Origin of the sequence: Aquibacillus koreensis (assembly GCF_025154055.1) — a bacterium.
GTDB lineage: Bacteria > Bacillota > Bacilli > Bacillales > Amphibacillaceae > Aquibacillus_C > Aquibacillus_C koreensis.
Map to the genome: position 1 here is coordinate 1 of NZ_JAOALK010000005.1, position 15,234 is coordinate 15,234.

The following is a 15,234-nucleotide window of genomic DNA, read 5'->3' on the forward strand; positions in this document are numbered from 1 at the left end:
ACAGCGCGAGCCGAAGATCCACTCAGGAGCGCACTTTGCTACTGAGTTAGCTGAGGCCGTGCCCGCGGAAAGCGAAGTATTCTGCCGAAGCGGTGCACTAGCACTCATAAAAAAATGAGTTACGTCGGATTTCATATCAACTCTGTCATTAAAAATCCAACAATGTTTTAGGAACTGGCGTGCTTTATTGAATTCTACATAGAAAAACAACCTTCCAATTCGGAAGGTTGTTAATTTTTTCATTATTTCTTTTCATCATCGGTTGTGCTTGATGTGTCATCATCTTGTTGGTCTTTTTCTTCAGCCTTTGATTGAATATTAACTCTTACATCATTCTTCTCTGTAGTCGAAGAATCAGAGTCAGTTTCAACTTCAGACTTAGGTTCATTACCATCCTGTTCAGATACAACCGGATCTGGCATTTTACCATCTTCAAAGAGTCCTTTGATCTGACCAGCATCAAGTGTTTCAACTTCTAATAATGTTTTAGCTATTAACTCAAGCTTATCTTGATTTTCAGTAAGGATTTGCTTCGCTCGTTCATAGCACTGATTAATGAAGTTTTGCATTTCCTGGTCAATCTCATATGCAATTCGATCACTATAGTTCTGCTCATTTTGCATATCTCTACCAAGAAATACTTGACCGCCAGAGCTACCAAATTGTATTGGTCCAATTTTTTCACTCATACCATATTCCGTAATCATTTTGCGAGCAATCCCTGTTGCACGTTGGAAATCGTTATGTGCACCAGTACTTACTTCACCAAAGATGATTTCTTCCGCAACTCGACCACCGAGTAACCCTGTGATCTTATCAAATAGCTCTGGTTTTGTCATGAAGTAACGATCTTCTTTTGGAAGCATTACAGCATAACCACCAGCTTGCCCTCTTGGTACAATCGTTACCTTATGCACCATATCGGCATCATCTAACACCATTCCAATAATGGTGTGACCACTTTCGTGATAAGCAACAATATTTCTTTCTTTTTTCGAAATGACCCTGCTCTTCTTCGCAGGACCTGCGATGACGCGGTCAATCGCTTCATCCACATCTACCATTTCAATTTTTGTTTTATTTCCACGAGCTGCAACTAACGCCGCTTCGTTTAGTAAATTCTCAAGATCGGCACCAGAAAATCCTGGTGTACGCATTGCAATTGTTTTTAATTCAACATCATCAGCCAACGGCTTGTTTCTAGCATGTACTTTAAGTACGTCTTCACGACCACGTAAGTCTGGACGATCAACCGTAATTTGACGATCAAAACGACCTGGACGTAATAAAGCTGGGTCTAAGATATCTGGTCTGTTTGTAGCAGCGATGATAATAATACCTTCGTTCTCACCAAAACCATCCATCTCAACTAGTAATTGGTTTAGTGTTTGTTCACGTTCATCGTGTCCACCACCAACACCAGCACCACGCTGTCTACCAACAGCATCGATCTCATCAATAAAGATGATACAAGGCGCGTTTTTCTTCGCATTTTCGAACAAGTCACGCACACGTGACGCACCGACACCGACAAACATCTCTACGAAGTCAGAACCACTGATCGAGAAGAATGGTACGCCTGCTTCACCTGCTACCGCTCTTGCAAGTAACGTTTTACCTGTACCAGGAGGCCCTACTAAAAGCACCCCTTTAGGAATTTTCGCACCGATTGCAGCGAATTTACGTGGATCTTTTAAGAAGTCTACGACCTCAACAAGCTCTTGTTTTTCTTCATCTGCACCAGCAACATCTTTGAATCGTACTTTCTTTTTCTCTTCACTGTACATTTTTGCCTTACTCTTCCCAAAGTTCATTACACGACTACCGCCGCCTTGGGCTTGATTGAGAAGGAAAAAGAATAAGATGAATATGATAACAAACGGAATCATAGTCGTTAAGAACGTTACCCATCCGCTTGGTTGTTCCTCTTCTAGAACTTCAACACCTGCTTGATTTTTAGCTATTTCTGTAACCTCATTTAAGATGTCTGCATTAGGTATATTCGTTATAAACGTTTTTTCGTCTGATAACTCACCCGTAATTCTGTAGACACCATTAGATGGGCGCATTACCATTTCAGTAATAGTACCACTTTCAAGCTCGTTCATAAATTCTTGTAATTTCAGTTCTTCTTGTTGATTATTCGAGTTGTTAAATACTCCAACTACTCCAATTACTACTAGGAATATTAGGAAGTAAAATATTACGTTCCGAAATATTCGATTCATTGCCTACCTCCTCCCAAGCGAGAAAACTATAGTAAATAGTACCATATTAAAAAGGACCATTACAACTAATTGCATTTGCCTTTTTAAGATATACTTTCATTCTACGACTAATCGCTAAAAAATATTAGTTTGAATTAAACTCCGCCATATACTTGTGGTTTTAAAACGCCTATATAAGGCAAGTTACGATACTTTTCTTGATAATCTAAACCATATCCAACAACAAATTCATTTGGTACGTTAAACCCAACGACATCAGCTTTTATGTCAACCGTCCGTCCTTCAGGCTTGTCTAGTAATGTGACAATTTTTATGGAGTTCGCTTTACGGTACTTAAATAAGTCAACCAAATAACTGAGAGTTAAACCACTATCAATAATATCCTCAATTATTAATAGATCTCTTCCTTCTACTTTTGTATCTAAGTCTTTGACAATTTTTACTTCTCCGGAAGAACGCATTTCTCCTCCATAACTAGACACATCCATAAAATCCATTTCCAAATGAATTTCCGTATGGCGAAGGACATCTGCCATAAAAGGTAAAGCTCCTTTAAGCACGCCTATTGCCAATGGGAATTTGCCTTCGTATTCTTTTGTCAATTGAGCCCCTATTTCCTTACACTTTTCCTCAATTTCTTCCGTTGATATTAAAACTTTTTCGATGTCGTTACGCATTACCTATATCCTCCTACATGTTGCCTTTAATATAATGTAATTGAAGAAAGCTATGAGATTTAACGTTCCCACTCATTGTTCCCTTTTTCAGACCTATCAACCATACAATGTTACCTTGATGATCCGTAACCACTGGCCAAGTATCCCTTAAATGCAATGATATTTTTTCATCAATAAAAATGTCTTTCAATTTCTTACTCCCGTTCAATCCCCTTATTTTCATCCTGTCCCCTTGTTGCCGACTTCTTATGTAGAGCGGAAATTCAAATTCATCAGCCGGACAAGTCATCCTATATTTAGAATCTCTCTCAGGATGCTCGGTAATGGTAGCTGTTAATTTTGATCCATCAGACAACGTTATACTACCGGGAACTTCTAAGCGAATAACAGAATCTACGGGCTTATGGTCTTGAAAATGAAACCTAATCGTTTCATAAACCTTACTCATTTTCAATCCCATAGGTAATTCAAATGTGACATTCGGCTTCTTACTATGTATAACATCAAAAAAATGATCTTCATGGACATAGGATAGTCCATTAGGTAGCGTATGGTATAGATAGTTCAATATTAGATGAAAGGTACGTCTTTGTAAAGCATATGGATAATTTAAAAAATCATTCACTGGAAATGTAACTTCTCTTGTTGTTTGATTAAAATCAATGACCTTATCCATGAGGACTAAAGCTTGATCATGTAAATAGCTATCATCTTGATCCATGGATTCACTTAACCTTTGGACATTTTTATGTAAACTTGGATTTTGCTTTCGAAGTAAGGGTAAGATGTGGATTCTAAAGTAATTACGTGTATAAACATCTTCCTCATTTGATGGATCAATCCTGGGGTCAATTTGATGCGCCTCACAATAAGATTCAATATGCTCTCTCGAAAGACACATAAATGGACGAACAATATAACCTTTAGCAAACTTTCTTTTCTTAGGAATTCCTTTCAATGCAGATGGGTTGGTTCCTCGGACAATCCGCATTAAGATCGTTTCTACCTGATCATCCCCATGGTGCCCTAGTGCTAAGTAATCCGCTTGATAACGCAACATGCATGCTTGAAAAAATTGATATCTTAGCTCTCTTGCTGCAAGTTGTGTACCCTTTTTTTCTACCTCTTTATACATTTTAACGTTAAGTGTTGTGGTAAGGCACTCTACATCCCACTGTTTGCAGATCTGTTGCACATATGCCACATCCTGTTTCGACTCTTCCCCTCTTAATCCATGATCTACTGTTAAGGCGATTAATCGAAAACTCCACGTTTTTCTAATGGAACACAAATAGTGAAGAAGCGCCAACGAATCTGGTCCACCTGACACACCCACCAGCACTGTTGCTTGTTTATGAAATAAATGATGTTTTTTAATAAATGCATGCACTTCTTCTTGCATCATCTGTGCGTCCACTCCAATGGCTCTCATTATTTAGAAGCAAGTATATCCTATCATCTTATCTAGGAAAAGAAAATAATAGACACACTATTGCCCATATTTTCTCATCCTAGTATCAAATATAGAAAATAAAATAGGAACACAACGACAATAATCGCTAATGATTCAAGGGTTGGGTGTTCTTGTCTAGGTTGTTTTTTTGAATTAGTGTTAGGTTTGGGGGTATTGCCTCTAACTGTTCTCGATGTCTGCACATTAGGCCTTCTCGCAGTATTTTGAGAAGTATTTGTGTCCTTTCTTTGCATTAATATCATAGAAAGGTCCTGTCTCATCTGATCACTTGACATGTACTTTCCGGTTAGCGCTTTATAAATACATGACTCATAAGGCTTTAATGGTGCTGTATTTCGCAACTTTCTCATGAGCGTTTTTTCTGGAGAAGATCCTCTTTCAAACCGTTTAGGATGATAAAAATGCAACATAACCATCGCCAAGGAGAATAAGTCATAACTAGGTTCCGCTTTTCTTGATCCCATTTGCCAGTATCCACGATCAAAAAACTCTGTGTATTCCTTAATTGACCTTCCGATCTGTGTTGTTCCTCCAACATCAATCCATTTTAACCGGCGTGGTGCATGCGTAACAATCAGATTGTCTGTTTTTAAATCTCCAAAGACCCATCCTTGTTTATGCAGATTCGATAGATCTTCTAGCAACTGAAGCATTAAAATCCCTAACCATTCCTGCCCATGGCGACGCACAAAAGTAGATAATTCCTCACCTTTTAAGTATTCCATTACATAAAAGGAGTACGTCCTACCGCGAGGGTCTATCCAATCATCTACATCTAACAAAGAAGGTCCAAGGCGATTCCCCTGGACCTTTTTGAATGTCTTTAATACATTTACTTCCATTGTAACGGAGGACCCTTTGTCGCTGATTTTTAATGCAGCTTTTTTACCGTTACTTTCACATAAATACACTGAACCGATGGCACCCTGACCTAATTGCTTTAAAATGACATAACGATTATGATGCCACTTCCCGTTAATCACATCTCCAGGCCTTACATTAATACCCTGCTTCTTCGATGTTGGATTCATCTCTTCTCAAAAAGCTCCTTTTTAGGCTTTTCTTACCAAACTGATACATCGCTTCTTTTAAGGCTGGACCAGTTGGTGTAATTCCTCCACTTGTTAACTTAGGAAATACGGATGAAATAGACTCTAGCCTTGGGGACCAGTCAAACACTTTATCAATATCTTTCTTTTTCCCTGGGAATGAATAAATAGCAAATCTATTGCGACCAATTCTCGCATTCATACTAACTGATAAATCTATTAACGATTCTTGAACAGTTGGTAATTTATTGTGCATACTAGCACTTGTGTCAACTAAAACAAGTACTTCCAAATCACAAGTTTCTCCAAGATCCTCTACCACTTCCATCACTTCTCCGCGTTGCTCTGGCGGAAGTTCCTCTAAACTTTCCTTAGGACCTAAAATCTGTTTTAATTCTTGGTTCACTACACCTTGCAACGTCTGTGTCATCGCTTGTTTTGTTACAGTTTGAACCGTCTGTGATAATGCTTGCTTAAATACAATCTGACTGACACCTCCGCCAGACATAGCGATATCTTCCACTTCTTGCAAACCTGTAGGATCTTCACTCTGATCATCTTCCAATATACCGATTACATTTACCGTAATTCCTTGTTGAGAAGCTAAAGCGGCTACTGCCGAAGGATCTTCTCCCTTATTTGAACAACCGTCCGTAATCAATAGAATTTGTTTTAACGTACCCTTTTTCATATTGTATAACTCCTCCTCCATGAACCAATTGGCACCTAGCTCCAACTATTATTGTTGAAACTTAGATGTTGTTATCACCATTTTCGCCAATAAAGGAGTAAGATATACCTTTAATTCTATTTAATAGATAAGTTAATTTGCTTCACTATGATAGGTTGGTATTGCCGCCCATTTTGGATTATTTTTCTCTATTTTTGCTACTAAAACAGTCATGTCATCTTCTATTTCACCTGACATTGTCCTTACTACTTCTTCTAATAAGAGATCTGCCACCTCTTGTGGATCTTCTGTTTCCATCTCTTTTATCTTTCTTTTCAACCACATATCGACATTCTCCACATTCTTCGGTCCTTCAAAAATACCATCACTCATCATGATTAATAAATCCCCGGCCTTAAGTTGATCACTAACGACCTCTACATCAAATTCCTGGATAATTCCAATAGGTAGATTACTAGCCTCTATCTTATGAATTTTATTACCTCTTTTAATAAAACTTGGTGTAGAACCAATTTTCAAGAACCTTACGTCTGCATTATGCAGATCGATCATCGCTAAATCTAAAGTAGAAAATATCTCATCACTAGTTCGTAGTGACAATATCGAGTTAATTGATTTTATTGCGACTTGCTCTTGGATACCTGATTGTAGAATTTGCTGTAACAGTCTTAATGTTTCCGTACTCTCTTCATGCGCTCGTTCTCCATTGCCCATTCCATCACTAATTGCCATCGCATATTTACCCGCACCTAGTTCAATGGTCGAATAGCTATCTCCTGAAATAAATCCTCCTCCTCTGGCAGCATGTGAAACCCCTGTTTCAATGACATACTTTTTGGCAGAGCCAAAGGAAAAATAACAATATCCATTAGGGATTGGAGAAACTTCTTCTTCTTTAACGACTACCGTCTCCTTTAAAATATCGGATAGCATTGGTGCAATGAGCTTTTGCCCTTCTCCATGATAGTTATAGAAGGAAAGATTCATTTCAATATCAACATTTCCTTTTTCTAAGCTATAGATATCTAATTTCTCAATTTCGATTCCCATGTGCTTTAATGCTGCAACAATTTCTACTTCTTGTTGTTCATGGTTCTCTCTTTCCTTTAAGATTTCTTTAGCGAAATTATCCATAACTTCTGAGACACCTAAAAGCTGATCCGCAACAAAGCGCCTGCTTTCACTCACTTGTTTTTTTAGTTTCTGATTTGCTTCATAATGCGATAATTCTTGTCTCATTGTATCGAGAACTTTCTTCGATTTTACACAATGGTTTTCAAAGTTATTTTGCAATACTTTATTCGGTTGTTGGCCATCTTCTAATTCACCTTTCAAATTCGTCATCAAATCATAGGTTTTATCAAATTGCTGTGCCCAGCAATACTCCTTTTTAAAACATGTCTGGCATGTTTTCTCTGTAACATTACTTAGGAAATAGTCCGTTTCCTTATTACTTTCTTCTTCCAACGCATTTTTTTGCTCAAGTGTAAAACTTTTAGACAGTGCATGAAAGACATTGGAAAACTGTTCTACTCTACTCGCTGTTACATCACGCACTTTCTGTAGATACTGCTCCTGTTCCTTCGAATGCTCAGATGTACCTGGAATATATCTTGAGATTTTTCTAATCCAACTTTCTGGCGTGCAAAAGAAGATAATAATCGCTATTGCAGATTCGATCATCGATGGAAGTAATGCTTGTACACCTTCACCATAAATGCCAATTAACATCGTACCTACAAGCAAACCTAACCCGACGCCTACCTTTTTTCCATCCTTTAGTAAGCCACCCAATAGACCAGAAAAAGCTAGTAAACTCATTTGATAGAGACTAGCAACATTAGCTAAACTTAGAATTAACCCAGCTACTACACCTACTGTCGAACCAATAGCAGCACCCCCGACGTAAGAAAGCCACAACACAAGATATCTAGATGCGATCTGTTCAATAGACGCTCCTTGTATCTGCCAACCGATCATTCCTGTCAATACAGAAGCGATTAAGATGATTAAACATACAATTTCTTCATTTTTTAATGTTGGTTTATATCTTTTTGGTGATAATAGTGGAATACTCTGCATAAAGATTAATACTAGAACAGAACTTAGTACTGCTTCGACTCCTGCTAACATCCATTCATAGGATGTTAACTGTTCAAATAGCAGATAATGTAATACACGTGCTAACACACTTGAACCAAACACGAGCATTGGTATAACTTTTTGTTGGTATTCAACATGCTTAAAGAAAGAAGCTAAAATAATAAATGCGATCATTGCCACTCCGACATAGACACCATGTTGCCACCCTAAGGTTAGCCCACCTGCTACTGTCGCCATCATCAGTTTAAAAGACTTGTCTTTTCTTAGAAACCAAACAGAAGCGAGAAAAGAAAGGGCAAAAGGCGATAAGGAGGACAATACAATTGCTCGTCCTAACAAAAAGCCCACAATAAATAATAACCAGCCTTTTTCAAGGAAGAATAGTTTCGCCTTCTCCCCCATCCTCCGCTTCCATGTATCGATACTTTTATTCGTAACAACTACTTGTTTGGATTCGTTACCCGCAGCTGAATCCATCATTCTACACCACTCCTTCTTGACGTACATTTAAACACACTTCTTTTTATTATTTTGTCAAAACATCAGAAGTGCCGTTCAAAAATGTTCGACTAGTTTCTAGACGTCTGCACTCTTTTCAACATAATAAGCAATCCTTAGCCCTGTTTTCTTGTCGATGGGTAGATTCGAGGATATAAACGAAAATGTACGAAAAGTATTGATAGTAGCATGTAGCATGCGATTTTTGCGGTCTATTTTTTTTGACGAAAGTTAGCAACAGAAAAAGCGTCTTAATTAATATTCTTGTCATTTAATATGCTATTTTAATAGAGGAATTGAAGAAAAGGAGTAATATAAGGAAGGTTGTTTCTTAATGATCATTACCTTTTAAAGTTCACACTTGATATAAAATGCGACGTAACATACGCATTCAGTCCATGAATCGTTAGCAACGCGAATTTGATCGGACATTTTTTCCGTTATTCTTCTATTACCCCTGTATATTAGCCCTAATGCGGACATTTTTTCCGCTATTTCTCAGATATCTGAGTAAAACCACGGAAAAATCATCAAATAAAGGAAAAAGTGTCCGCGTGGTAAGTCAAAATGATGTTATTAGTTATAATAGAGGAAAAAATGTCCGCTTAAATGGCGTTTTATACGAAATTAGAAACGGGTACTACACACTCTCTACAAATTTAGCAATAAACAACGTACTTAATAAGATAGTTTAAAGTAAAAAATCACGCAGGATGATCTGCGTGATTTCTTACGATTTAACCGCCTGGCAAACCGTTATGTAATAGTCATGATGATGCGGGACAAAGTCTTGTTTTGTAACATCCATCTGGCAGTCCCTTTGTGTCCCATGTTCCATTTTATACCCTTCTGCTTTTATAGAGCCTACGTTGTCATTTATTAAATTATCGAAGTCATCCACCTTTACTAGTACAAGACCGGTTAATTCTTCTTCTTGAATGGAAAACTGAGATAGGCTAAGGTCAGTATGATGCATAAACAGGTGGCAATACTCGCAATCAATAAAATCTTTTCCAACTAATTTCTCTTTTACAATACCAAATTTCAACAATTCATCTAATGTGACATCAATCCCTAATTCTTCCTTTACCTCTCGAACACCATCTGAAATCGTTTCACCAGATAACAGATGCCCCGCAGCCGATATATCTAACTTACTTGGGAATGTATCCTTATTGGGATGCCTTATTTGAAACAGTAAATAAGTTTGATTATTTTGTTCCATCACTACCCAACAATGAAACGTTTGATGCCACAACCCTTTCTGATGCACTTCTTTACGAGAAGCTGACCCTAAAGGATTAAAATGTTCATCGAATATATCTAACAGTTCGCTCAAAACGTATTCCCCTTTCTAATAGAAAAATCGATAGTATTGTTGACACATGCTTTTCGCTATTGTATTATATCACTTGTGACTCGTGCACATGGCGGCGTAGCTCAGCTGGCGAGAGCGTACGGTTCATACCCGTGAGGTCGGGGGTTCGATCCCCTCTGCCGCTATTATCTAAAATAACCTACCAATCTCTAAGATTGGTAGGTTATTTTTTTACCTATAGAATCCTATCTTTTAATGAAACAACCCTTCATTCCTTAGCCATAATAACCCGAGCGTTAATGTAATCATCACACACAGGCAAACCGAATCTCGATGTTTCCAATACAATTGTCGAAAGGATGATCTTGTTGCACCCGATTGATATCCCCTTACCTCCATTACATTCGCCATCTCTTCTGCGCGGTTAAGCGAGCTAACAAAAAGCGGTAAGAATATAGGAACCAACGTTTTCATTTGCTTTAATAAAGAGCCTTCTCCAAATTCAGTTCCTCTAGCACGTTGGGCATCCATGACCTTTTGCGTTTCATCAAGCAAATTCGGTATAAACCGAAGTGAGATGGAAAGCATGAGAGCTATTTCATCTACCGGAACCTTCATCTTTCTTAATGGTTTTAATAATGCATTTATGCCATCTGTTAAATCAATTGGTTTTGTTGTAAGTGTTACAACAGTTGAAACAAAAATGATCATTACAAATCGACAAAATATATAAAAACCATTTATTAATCCATATTCGGATATCACAATAGGTCCCCATTCGAAGTAAATCTTTCCACCAGCAGTAAATAATATCTGAAGAAACACCGTGAATAAAATTAAATAAAGTAACGGGCGTACACCTCTTAAGTAGATGCGAATAGGCACTTGAGAATATCGCATGGCAATAAACGTGAAGGCCCATAACAATACATATGTCTGCCAATTATTTGCCAAAAATAGAACAAATATAAAATACACTGCCGCTACGATCTTCGCCCGCGGATCCAATTGGTGTACCCATGACTCTCCAGGAAAGTAACGACCTAATATTAATTTATTCATACAAGTCCCACCTCCATTAATGCATCAGCTAGTTCATCTGTTGTTAAGCATACAGAGGGAAGGGTAACACCAGTTTCTCGTTCAATCATCAATTGCATACGTCTTGCTTCAGGGACGTCTAATCCCCATTTTTCTACTACATTTTGATTAGCAAATAAATTTCTGACACGATCGTGCACAACGATTTTTCCTTTATTCATCACAATAACGTCTTCTGCATATGTTGCAACATCTTCCATATCGTGCGTTACTAGCACAGTAGTTAATTGGTTATCATTGTGCCAGGAAGTTATTAACGACATGATCTCAGATTTACCTTTAGGATCTAAGCCTGCACCCGGTTCATCTAATACAAGTACTTCCGGTCTCATCGCTAAAATTCCGGCGATTGCAACCCGACGCTTTTGTCCACCTGATAAGGAAAAAGGTGATTTGTACCTAATACCAGGATCCAATCCAACTTGTTCTAACGCATGCAACGCAATTTCTTTTGCTTCTTTTAACGGCACTCCAAAATTAAGCGGTCCAAAACAAATATCCTGTTCAATGGTTTCAGCAAACAGTTGTGATTCTGGAAATTGAAATACCATACCTACTTGTTTACGAACCTTTTTAAAAGCCTTTTTACTTTTTTCAGACTCGATGACAGAATCTCCAACTGTTATTTTTCCTTCTCTAGGAAGGAGTAACCCGTTCATTGCTTTTAATAAGCTCGACTTTCCAGAACCTGTATGACCAATCACCGCTGTAAATGATCCTGTTTCTAGTAATAAATCAACTGATTCTAGCACTCTAGGGCTTCGAATAGGGCCTAACTGATAATCTGCAGTAACTTTGTCAAACTTTATTTCCATAACCACTGCACCAACTCTTTTTCTGTCATGTACGTAGAAGGAACACTTGCTCCTTTGCTACTTAGTTTTCTTCTTAATCGCTCCGCAAATGGTGGTTCTAGGTTCGTATGTTGTTGGAATACATGTCTAGGGGAGGCAATCTCTTTAACTTTACCCGCCTCAAGAAGTAACATTCGATCTGCTGTTGCAGCTTCATCCATATCATGCGTAATTGAAATAATGGTTAATTGCTCTTTTTCTTTTAACTGATGTAGTGTATTTAATAAACTTCGTCTACTTTTGGGGTCCAACATAACAAAGGCCTCATCCATTACAATTACAGATGGTTTTAAGGCAAGAATTCCTGCAATCGCTACGCGTTGCTTCTGTCCTCCAGATAACCTTGATGGATCGTATAAACGCATGTCTGTCATCCCTACTAATTCTAATGCTTTCTCAACTCTAACCTGCATTTCCTCATAGGGCATATTTATATTTTCTAACCCAAAGGCAACATCATCTTGCACTGTAGAACCTATAAATTGATTATCTGGATTTTGAAATACAATACCGATCTGCTTTCTAACTTCCCATTTCGATGTTTCATTCAGTTCAATCCCATTGATGTGAATACTTCCCAACAGTGAAGAATATAGACCTACAAGTAGTTGTGCTAAGGTGGACTTTCCAGACCCATTGCTTCCAACAATAGCTAACCATTCACCCTTTTGAACCGAGAATGAGACATCAGAGAGGACTTTATCTTCTAGTCGTTGATCATATTGAAATGTTAGGTTATTTACTTCTATTATAGGCTGTAACATCTAGCTGCTCCCCCCTTATCTTACAATTATTCCTTATTAGATCTTAACTTCATAGATGGTAGAAATACCGTCTTAATACCACAAGCTTTTGACATTACTGTATTTGAGCGGACATTTATTCCGCTATTTTAGTAATTTCTACGTATTTTAGCCTGTTGGTGGACATTTGTTCCGTTATTTCATAAAAAACGTAAGAGAAATGCTTCAAAATAAAGGAATAGCGGAAAATTTGTCCGCGAGAAGCATCAAAGTGATCATTTTAGTTAAAATAAGGGAATAAATGTCCGCTTACAAAGGCTTTTACCGATAGTTCCTGACTGTTAATTAAGTCGCACGCTATAGATTTTTCAACGTTACAAGAAATCAACAATATTTGCCCTAGATAAACAATAATGAAACAAGCAACATCGTTACTAGCGATCCATTCACTAACACTAGGTTCTTTACCGCAACGACAAACGTTTCAGATTTCACTTGTTTTTTGTTAAATAATCGGATATGACGATAGACAGGAATTCCTACAAAGAGCATGAGTAACATCACTGTTGGCAGTATATTTAATACTACAGCCACAATAACCGCTAAGAAGGAAGCAACATATAATCCGTCAAATAGCCATACCGCATATTTTTTACCAATATAGAACGGCAAGGTGTAGCGGTGGTTTGCAATATCATCTTCCAAGTCACATATATTATTTGCTAGCATTAGGTTAGCTATTGTAAAAACACATGGTAAAGATATTAAAATGATTTCCAGTATTAATAAAATGTTTGCATTAAATTGAATCAACGCTCCATCCCAGACAAATTGCGCAATACCTTGATCATACGCGTTGACATACACCACTAAAAAGATAATACCGAATCCCATTGTGACGCCTGAAAATACTTCACCAAGTGGCATACGTGATAATGGAATAGGACCGAATGTGTAAAAAATACCGATAGCAAAACAAACCATTCCTATTACTAAAACGAGTAAGTCTGTCCTTACCACTAACCATAAACCTAAACTAGTCGCAATTACTAATAAACTCAGGATTGTAATAATGACAACTCTCTCAGGTATAGCCTTCTCTCCAATAATGTTCCTATTTTTCTTGTATTCTACATTCAACGCTTTTCGATAATCCATATAATTATTAATTGCTGTTGTTGTTAAATCAAAAAGAAGCATTGCACTAAAGAATATCATTGTATTGATTGGGTCAAATAGATCATATCTGTATATGACAAATAATAAACCAATTAGAAATGGGAACACACTGGCAATCTTCGTTTGAATTTCAACCAATTTAAAGAATGTACCTAGTGACATAGCGAATCACCCCTTTTATTTCTTTAATGATGATATTTCAAATTCATCATTCGTTATTGTAAAGACTTGTTCTAAACCTGAAGTTAAATAAACTTCTTTATCATTACTAACAAAAACAGCTTCCACTCCATCAAACTCTTCTATATAAGCCATGCCTTCTTTTATACCTTTCGAAAAAACAGAGGTAGAAAGTGCATCACCATCTATCGACTTTTCGCTAATAATCGAAATCCCTGCAATATCATTCATAATTGGATATCCGTCTTTAGAATTGAGTATATGATGATATTTCACTCCGTCCTGCTCGAGATACCTTTCATAGATACCAGAAGTAACAATCGACTTGTTCGTTACTTTTACTGTACCGACTGTTTCACCTCTAGCAGAGAACGGGTTCTGAATACCAACTGTCCAAGCTTTACCTTCAGGATGATCACCCATCACGAAGATATTACCACCCAAATCAATAATCGCTGTTTCTACTTCATTTTCTTCTAATACCTGGACAATCTCATCTGCAATGAATCCTTTCGCAATGGCACCCAAATCCAATTTCATGCCTTCCCTTTTCAAGAATACAGATTGTTCTTCTTCATTTAATTCGATGTTCTTGTAGTCTACTAAAGGTAATACTTTATCAATTTCTGTTTGTTCTGGTTTCCGCGCATCTGGAAATCCAATGTGCCATAGAGATGTAAGCGGACCAATCGAAATATCAAATGTTCCCTCTGCCTTCGCACTATATGTCTTTCCTTTATCAATTAACGTAAATAAATCCTCGGATACAGAGACAGGTTCTACACCAGCATTTTGATTAATTTTATCGACCTCAGAAGCCGCTTCTTCTTCCGAAGTGATCTGGTCTGCTAAAGCATGCATTCTGTCAAATGCAAGATCCAACACATCTTCCTTGTCTTCATCATAAACCTTAATCGTTACAACCGTTCCCATTAAAAAAGCAGTCTCTTTATAAGGGTTATTCGTAAGCTTTGTCGTCTGTTCCGCAGCTTGACCACATCCTGTCATAATAATTAAGGTTAATATACACGTATATAAAATCCATCGTTTTATCATCATCCTCATACCTTTCATGAACTATTTTTCTAAGTTTCTTGGTTTCTGTTATTTTTATTAGTCATTTATTAATCATAAACATT

13 protein-coding genes and 1 tRNA gene are annotated in these 15,234 nt (G+C 37.4%); 1 reads left to right on the forward strand and 13 read right to left on the reverse strand.

The window, feature by feature from the left end:
• The 8 genes from NYQ66_RS00660 to NYQ66_RS00695 form a co-directional block, all read right to left on the reverse strand.
• Nucleotides 1-243 (reverse strand): hypothetical protein (locus NYQ66_RS00660; RefSeq protein WP_259865762.1); only part of this gene is annotated, 243 nt, incomplete at its 3' end.
• Complete coding sequence (ftsH, locus tag NYQ66_RS00665; RefSeq protein WP_259865763.1) at nt 243-2,228, reverse strand: ATP-dependent zinc metalloprotease FtsH; 1,986 nt, start codon at nt 2,226-2,228, stop codon at nt 243-245. The genes NYQ66_RS00660 and ftsH, both read right to left, overlap by 1 nt.
• A 134-nt stretch (nt 2,229-2,362) precedes the next feature.
• Nucleotides 2,363-2,905, reverse strand: a complete 543-nt coding sequence (gene hpt / locus NYQ66_RS00670) for a hypoxanthine phosphoribosyltransferase (protein WP_259865766.1) — start codon at nt 2,903-2,905, stop codon at nt 2,363-2,365.
• A 13-nt stretch (nt 2,906-2,918) separates the two neighbouring features.
• A complete protein-coding gene (tilS, locus tag NYQ66_RS00675; protein ID WP_259865768.1) occupies nt 2,919-4,310 on the reverse strand; it encodes a tRNA lysidine(34) synthetase TilS in 1,392 nt (463 codons plus the stop codon).
• Nucleotides 4,311-4,411: 101 nt separating this feature from the next.
• On the reverse strand, nt 4,412-5,410 hold the full coding sequence (locus NYQ66_RS00680) for a serine/threonine protein kinase (protein WP_259865770.1): 999 nt from the start codon (nt 5,408-5,410) through the stop codon (nt 4,412-4,414).
• Nucleotides 5,379-6,119 (reverse strand): vWA domain-containing protein, encoded by a 741-nt coding sequence (locus tag NYQ66_RS00685; RefSeq protein WP_259865772.1) that lies wholly within the window; start codon nt 6,117-6,119, stop codon nt 5,379-5,381. Before NYQ66_RS00685 ends, NYQ66_RS00680 begins: the two co-directional genes overlap by 32 nt.
• Before the next feature lie 132 nt (nt 6,120-6,251).
• Nucleotides 6,252-8,702, reverse strand: coding sequence for a stage II sporulation protein E (spoIIE, locus tag NYQ66_RS00690; RefSeq protein ID WP_259865774.1), 2,451 nt, complete (start codon nt 8,700-8,702; stop codon nt 6,252-6,254).
• 748 nt (nt 8,703-9,450) lie between these two features.
• Nucleotides 9,451-10,059 (reverse strand): NUDIX hydrolase, encoded by a 609-nt coding sequence (locus NYQ66_RS00695; protein WP_259865776.1) that lies wholly within the window; start codon nt 10,057-10,059, stop codon nt 9,451-9,453.
• 90 nt (nt 10,060-10,149) lie between these two features.
• Between NYQ66_RS00695 and NYQ66_RS00700 the strand changes: the two genes are divergently transcribed.
• Nucleotides 10,150-10,223 (forward strand) — tRNA-Met (locus tag NYQ66_RS00700).
• Between the two features lie 67 nt (nt 10,224-10,290).
• Here NYQ66_RS00700 and NYQ66_RS00705 read toward each other — a convergent pair.
• From NYQ66_RS00705 to NYQ66_RS00725, 5 genes are all read right to left on the reverse strand, one after another.
• A complete protein-coding gene (locus NYQ66_RS00705; RefSeq protein ID WP_259865778.1) occupies nt 10,291-11,100 on the reverse strand; it encodes an energy-coupling factor transporter transmembrane component T family protein in 810 nt (269 codons plus the stop codon).
• Nucleotides 11,097-11,954: an energy-coupling factor transporter ATPase gene (locus NYQ66_RS00710; protein WP_259865780.1), complete on the reverse strand. Its 858-nt coding sequence runs from the start codon at nt 11,952-11,954 to the stop codon at nt 11,097-11,099. Before NYQ66_RS00710 ends, NYQ66_RS00705 begins: the two co-directional genes overlap by 4 nt.
• Nucleotides 11,945-12,757, reverse strand: coding sequence for an energy-coupling factor transporter ATPase (locus NYQ66_RS00715; protein WP_259865782.1), 813 nt, complete (start codon nt 12,755-12,757; stop codon nt 11,945-11,947). Before NYQ66_RS00715 ends, NYQ66_RS00710 begins: the two co-directional genes overlap by 10 nt.
• A gap of 378 nt (nt 12,758-13,135) precedes the next feature.
• Nucleotides 13,136-14,077, reverse strand: coding sequence for a 1,4-dihydroxy-2-naphthoate polyprenyltransferase (gene menA / locus NYQ66_RS00720; RefSeq protein WP_259865783.1), 942 nt, complete (start codon nt 14,075-14,077; stop codon nt 13,136-13,138).
• A gap of 15 nt (nt 14,078-14,092) precedes the next feature.
• Complete coding sequence (locus tag NYQ66_RS00725) at nt 14,093-15,148, reverse strand: FAD:protein FMN transferase (protein WP_259865852.1); 1,056 nt, start codon at nt 15,146-15,148, stop codon at nt 14,093-14,095.
• Nucleotides 15,149-15,234 lie beyond the last annotated feature (86 nt).

Coding starts and splice junctions, on each gene's coding strand:
- NYQ66_RS00715 (WP_259865782.1), bottom strand. CDS start 12,757: ATGTTACAGCCTATAATAGAAGTAAATAACCTAACATTTCAATATGAT.
- NYQ66_RS00685 (WP_259865772.1), bottom strand. CDS start 6,119: ATGAAAAAGGGTACGTTAAAACAAATTCTATTGATTACGGACGGTTGT.
- tilS (WP_259865768.1), bottom strand. CDS start 4,310: ATGATGCAAGAAGAAGTGCATGCATTTATTAAAAAACATCATTTATTT.
- NYQ66_RS00680 (WP_259865770.1), bottom strand. CDS start 5,410: ATGAATCCAACATCGAAGAAGCAGGGTATTAATGTAAGGCCTGGAGAT.
- NYQ66_RS00710 (WP_259865780.1), bottom strand. CDS start 11,954: ATGGAAATAAAGTTTGACAAAGTTACTGCAGATTATCAGTTAGGCCCT.
- spoIIE (WP_259865774.1), bottom strand. CDS start 8,702: ATGATGGATTCAGCTGCGGGTAACGAATCCAAACAAGTAGTTGTTACG.
- hpt (WP_259865766.1), bottom strand. CDS start 2,905: ATGCGTAACGACATCGAAAAAGTTTTAATATCAACGGAAGAAATTGAG.
- menA (WP_259865783.1), bottom strand. CDS start 14,077: ATGTCACTAGGTACATTCTTTAAATTGGTTGAAATTCAAACGAAGATT.
- NYQ66_RS00705 (WP_259865778.1), bottom strand. CDS start 11,100: ATGAATAAATTAATATTAGGTCGTTACTTTCCTGGAGAGTCATGGGTA.
- ftsH (WP_259865763.1), bottom strand. CDS start 2,228: ATGAATCGAATATTTCGGAACGTAATATTTTACTTCCTAATATTCCTA.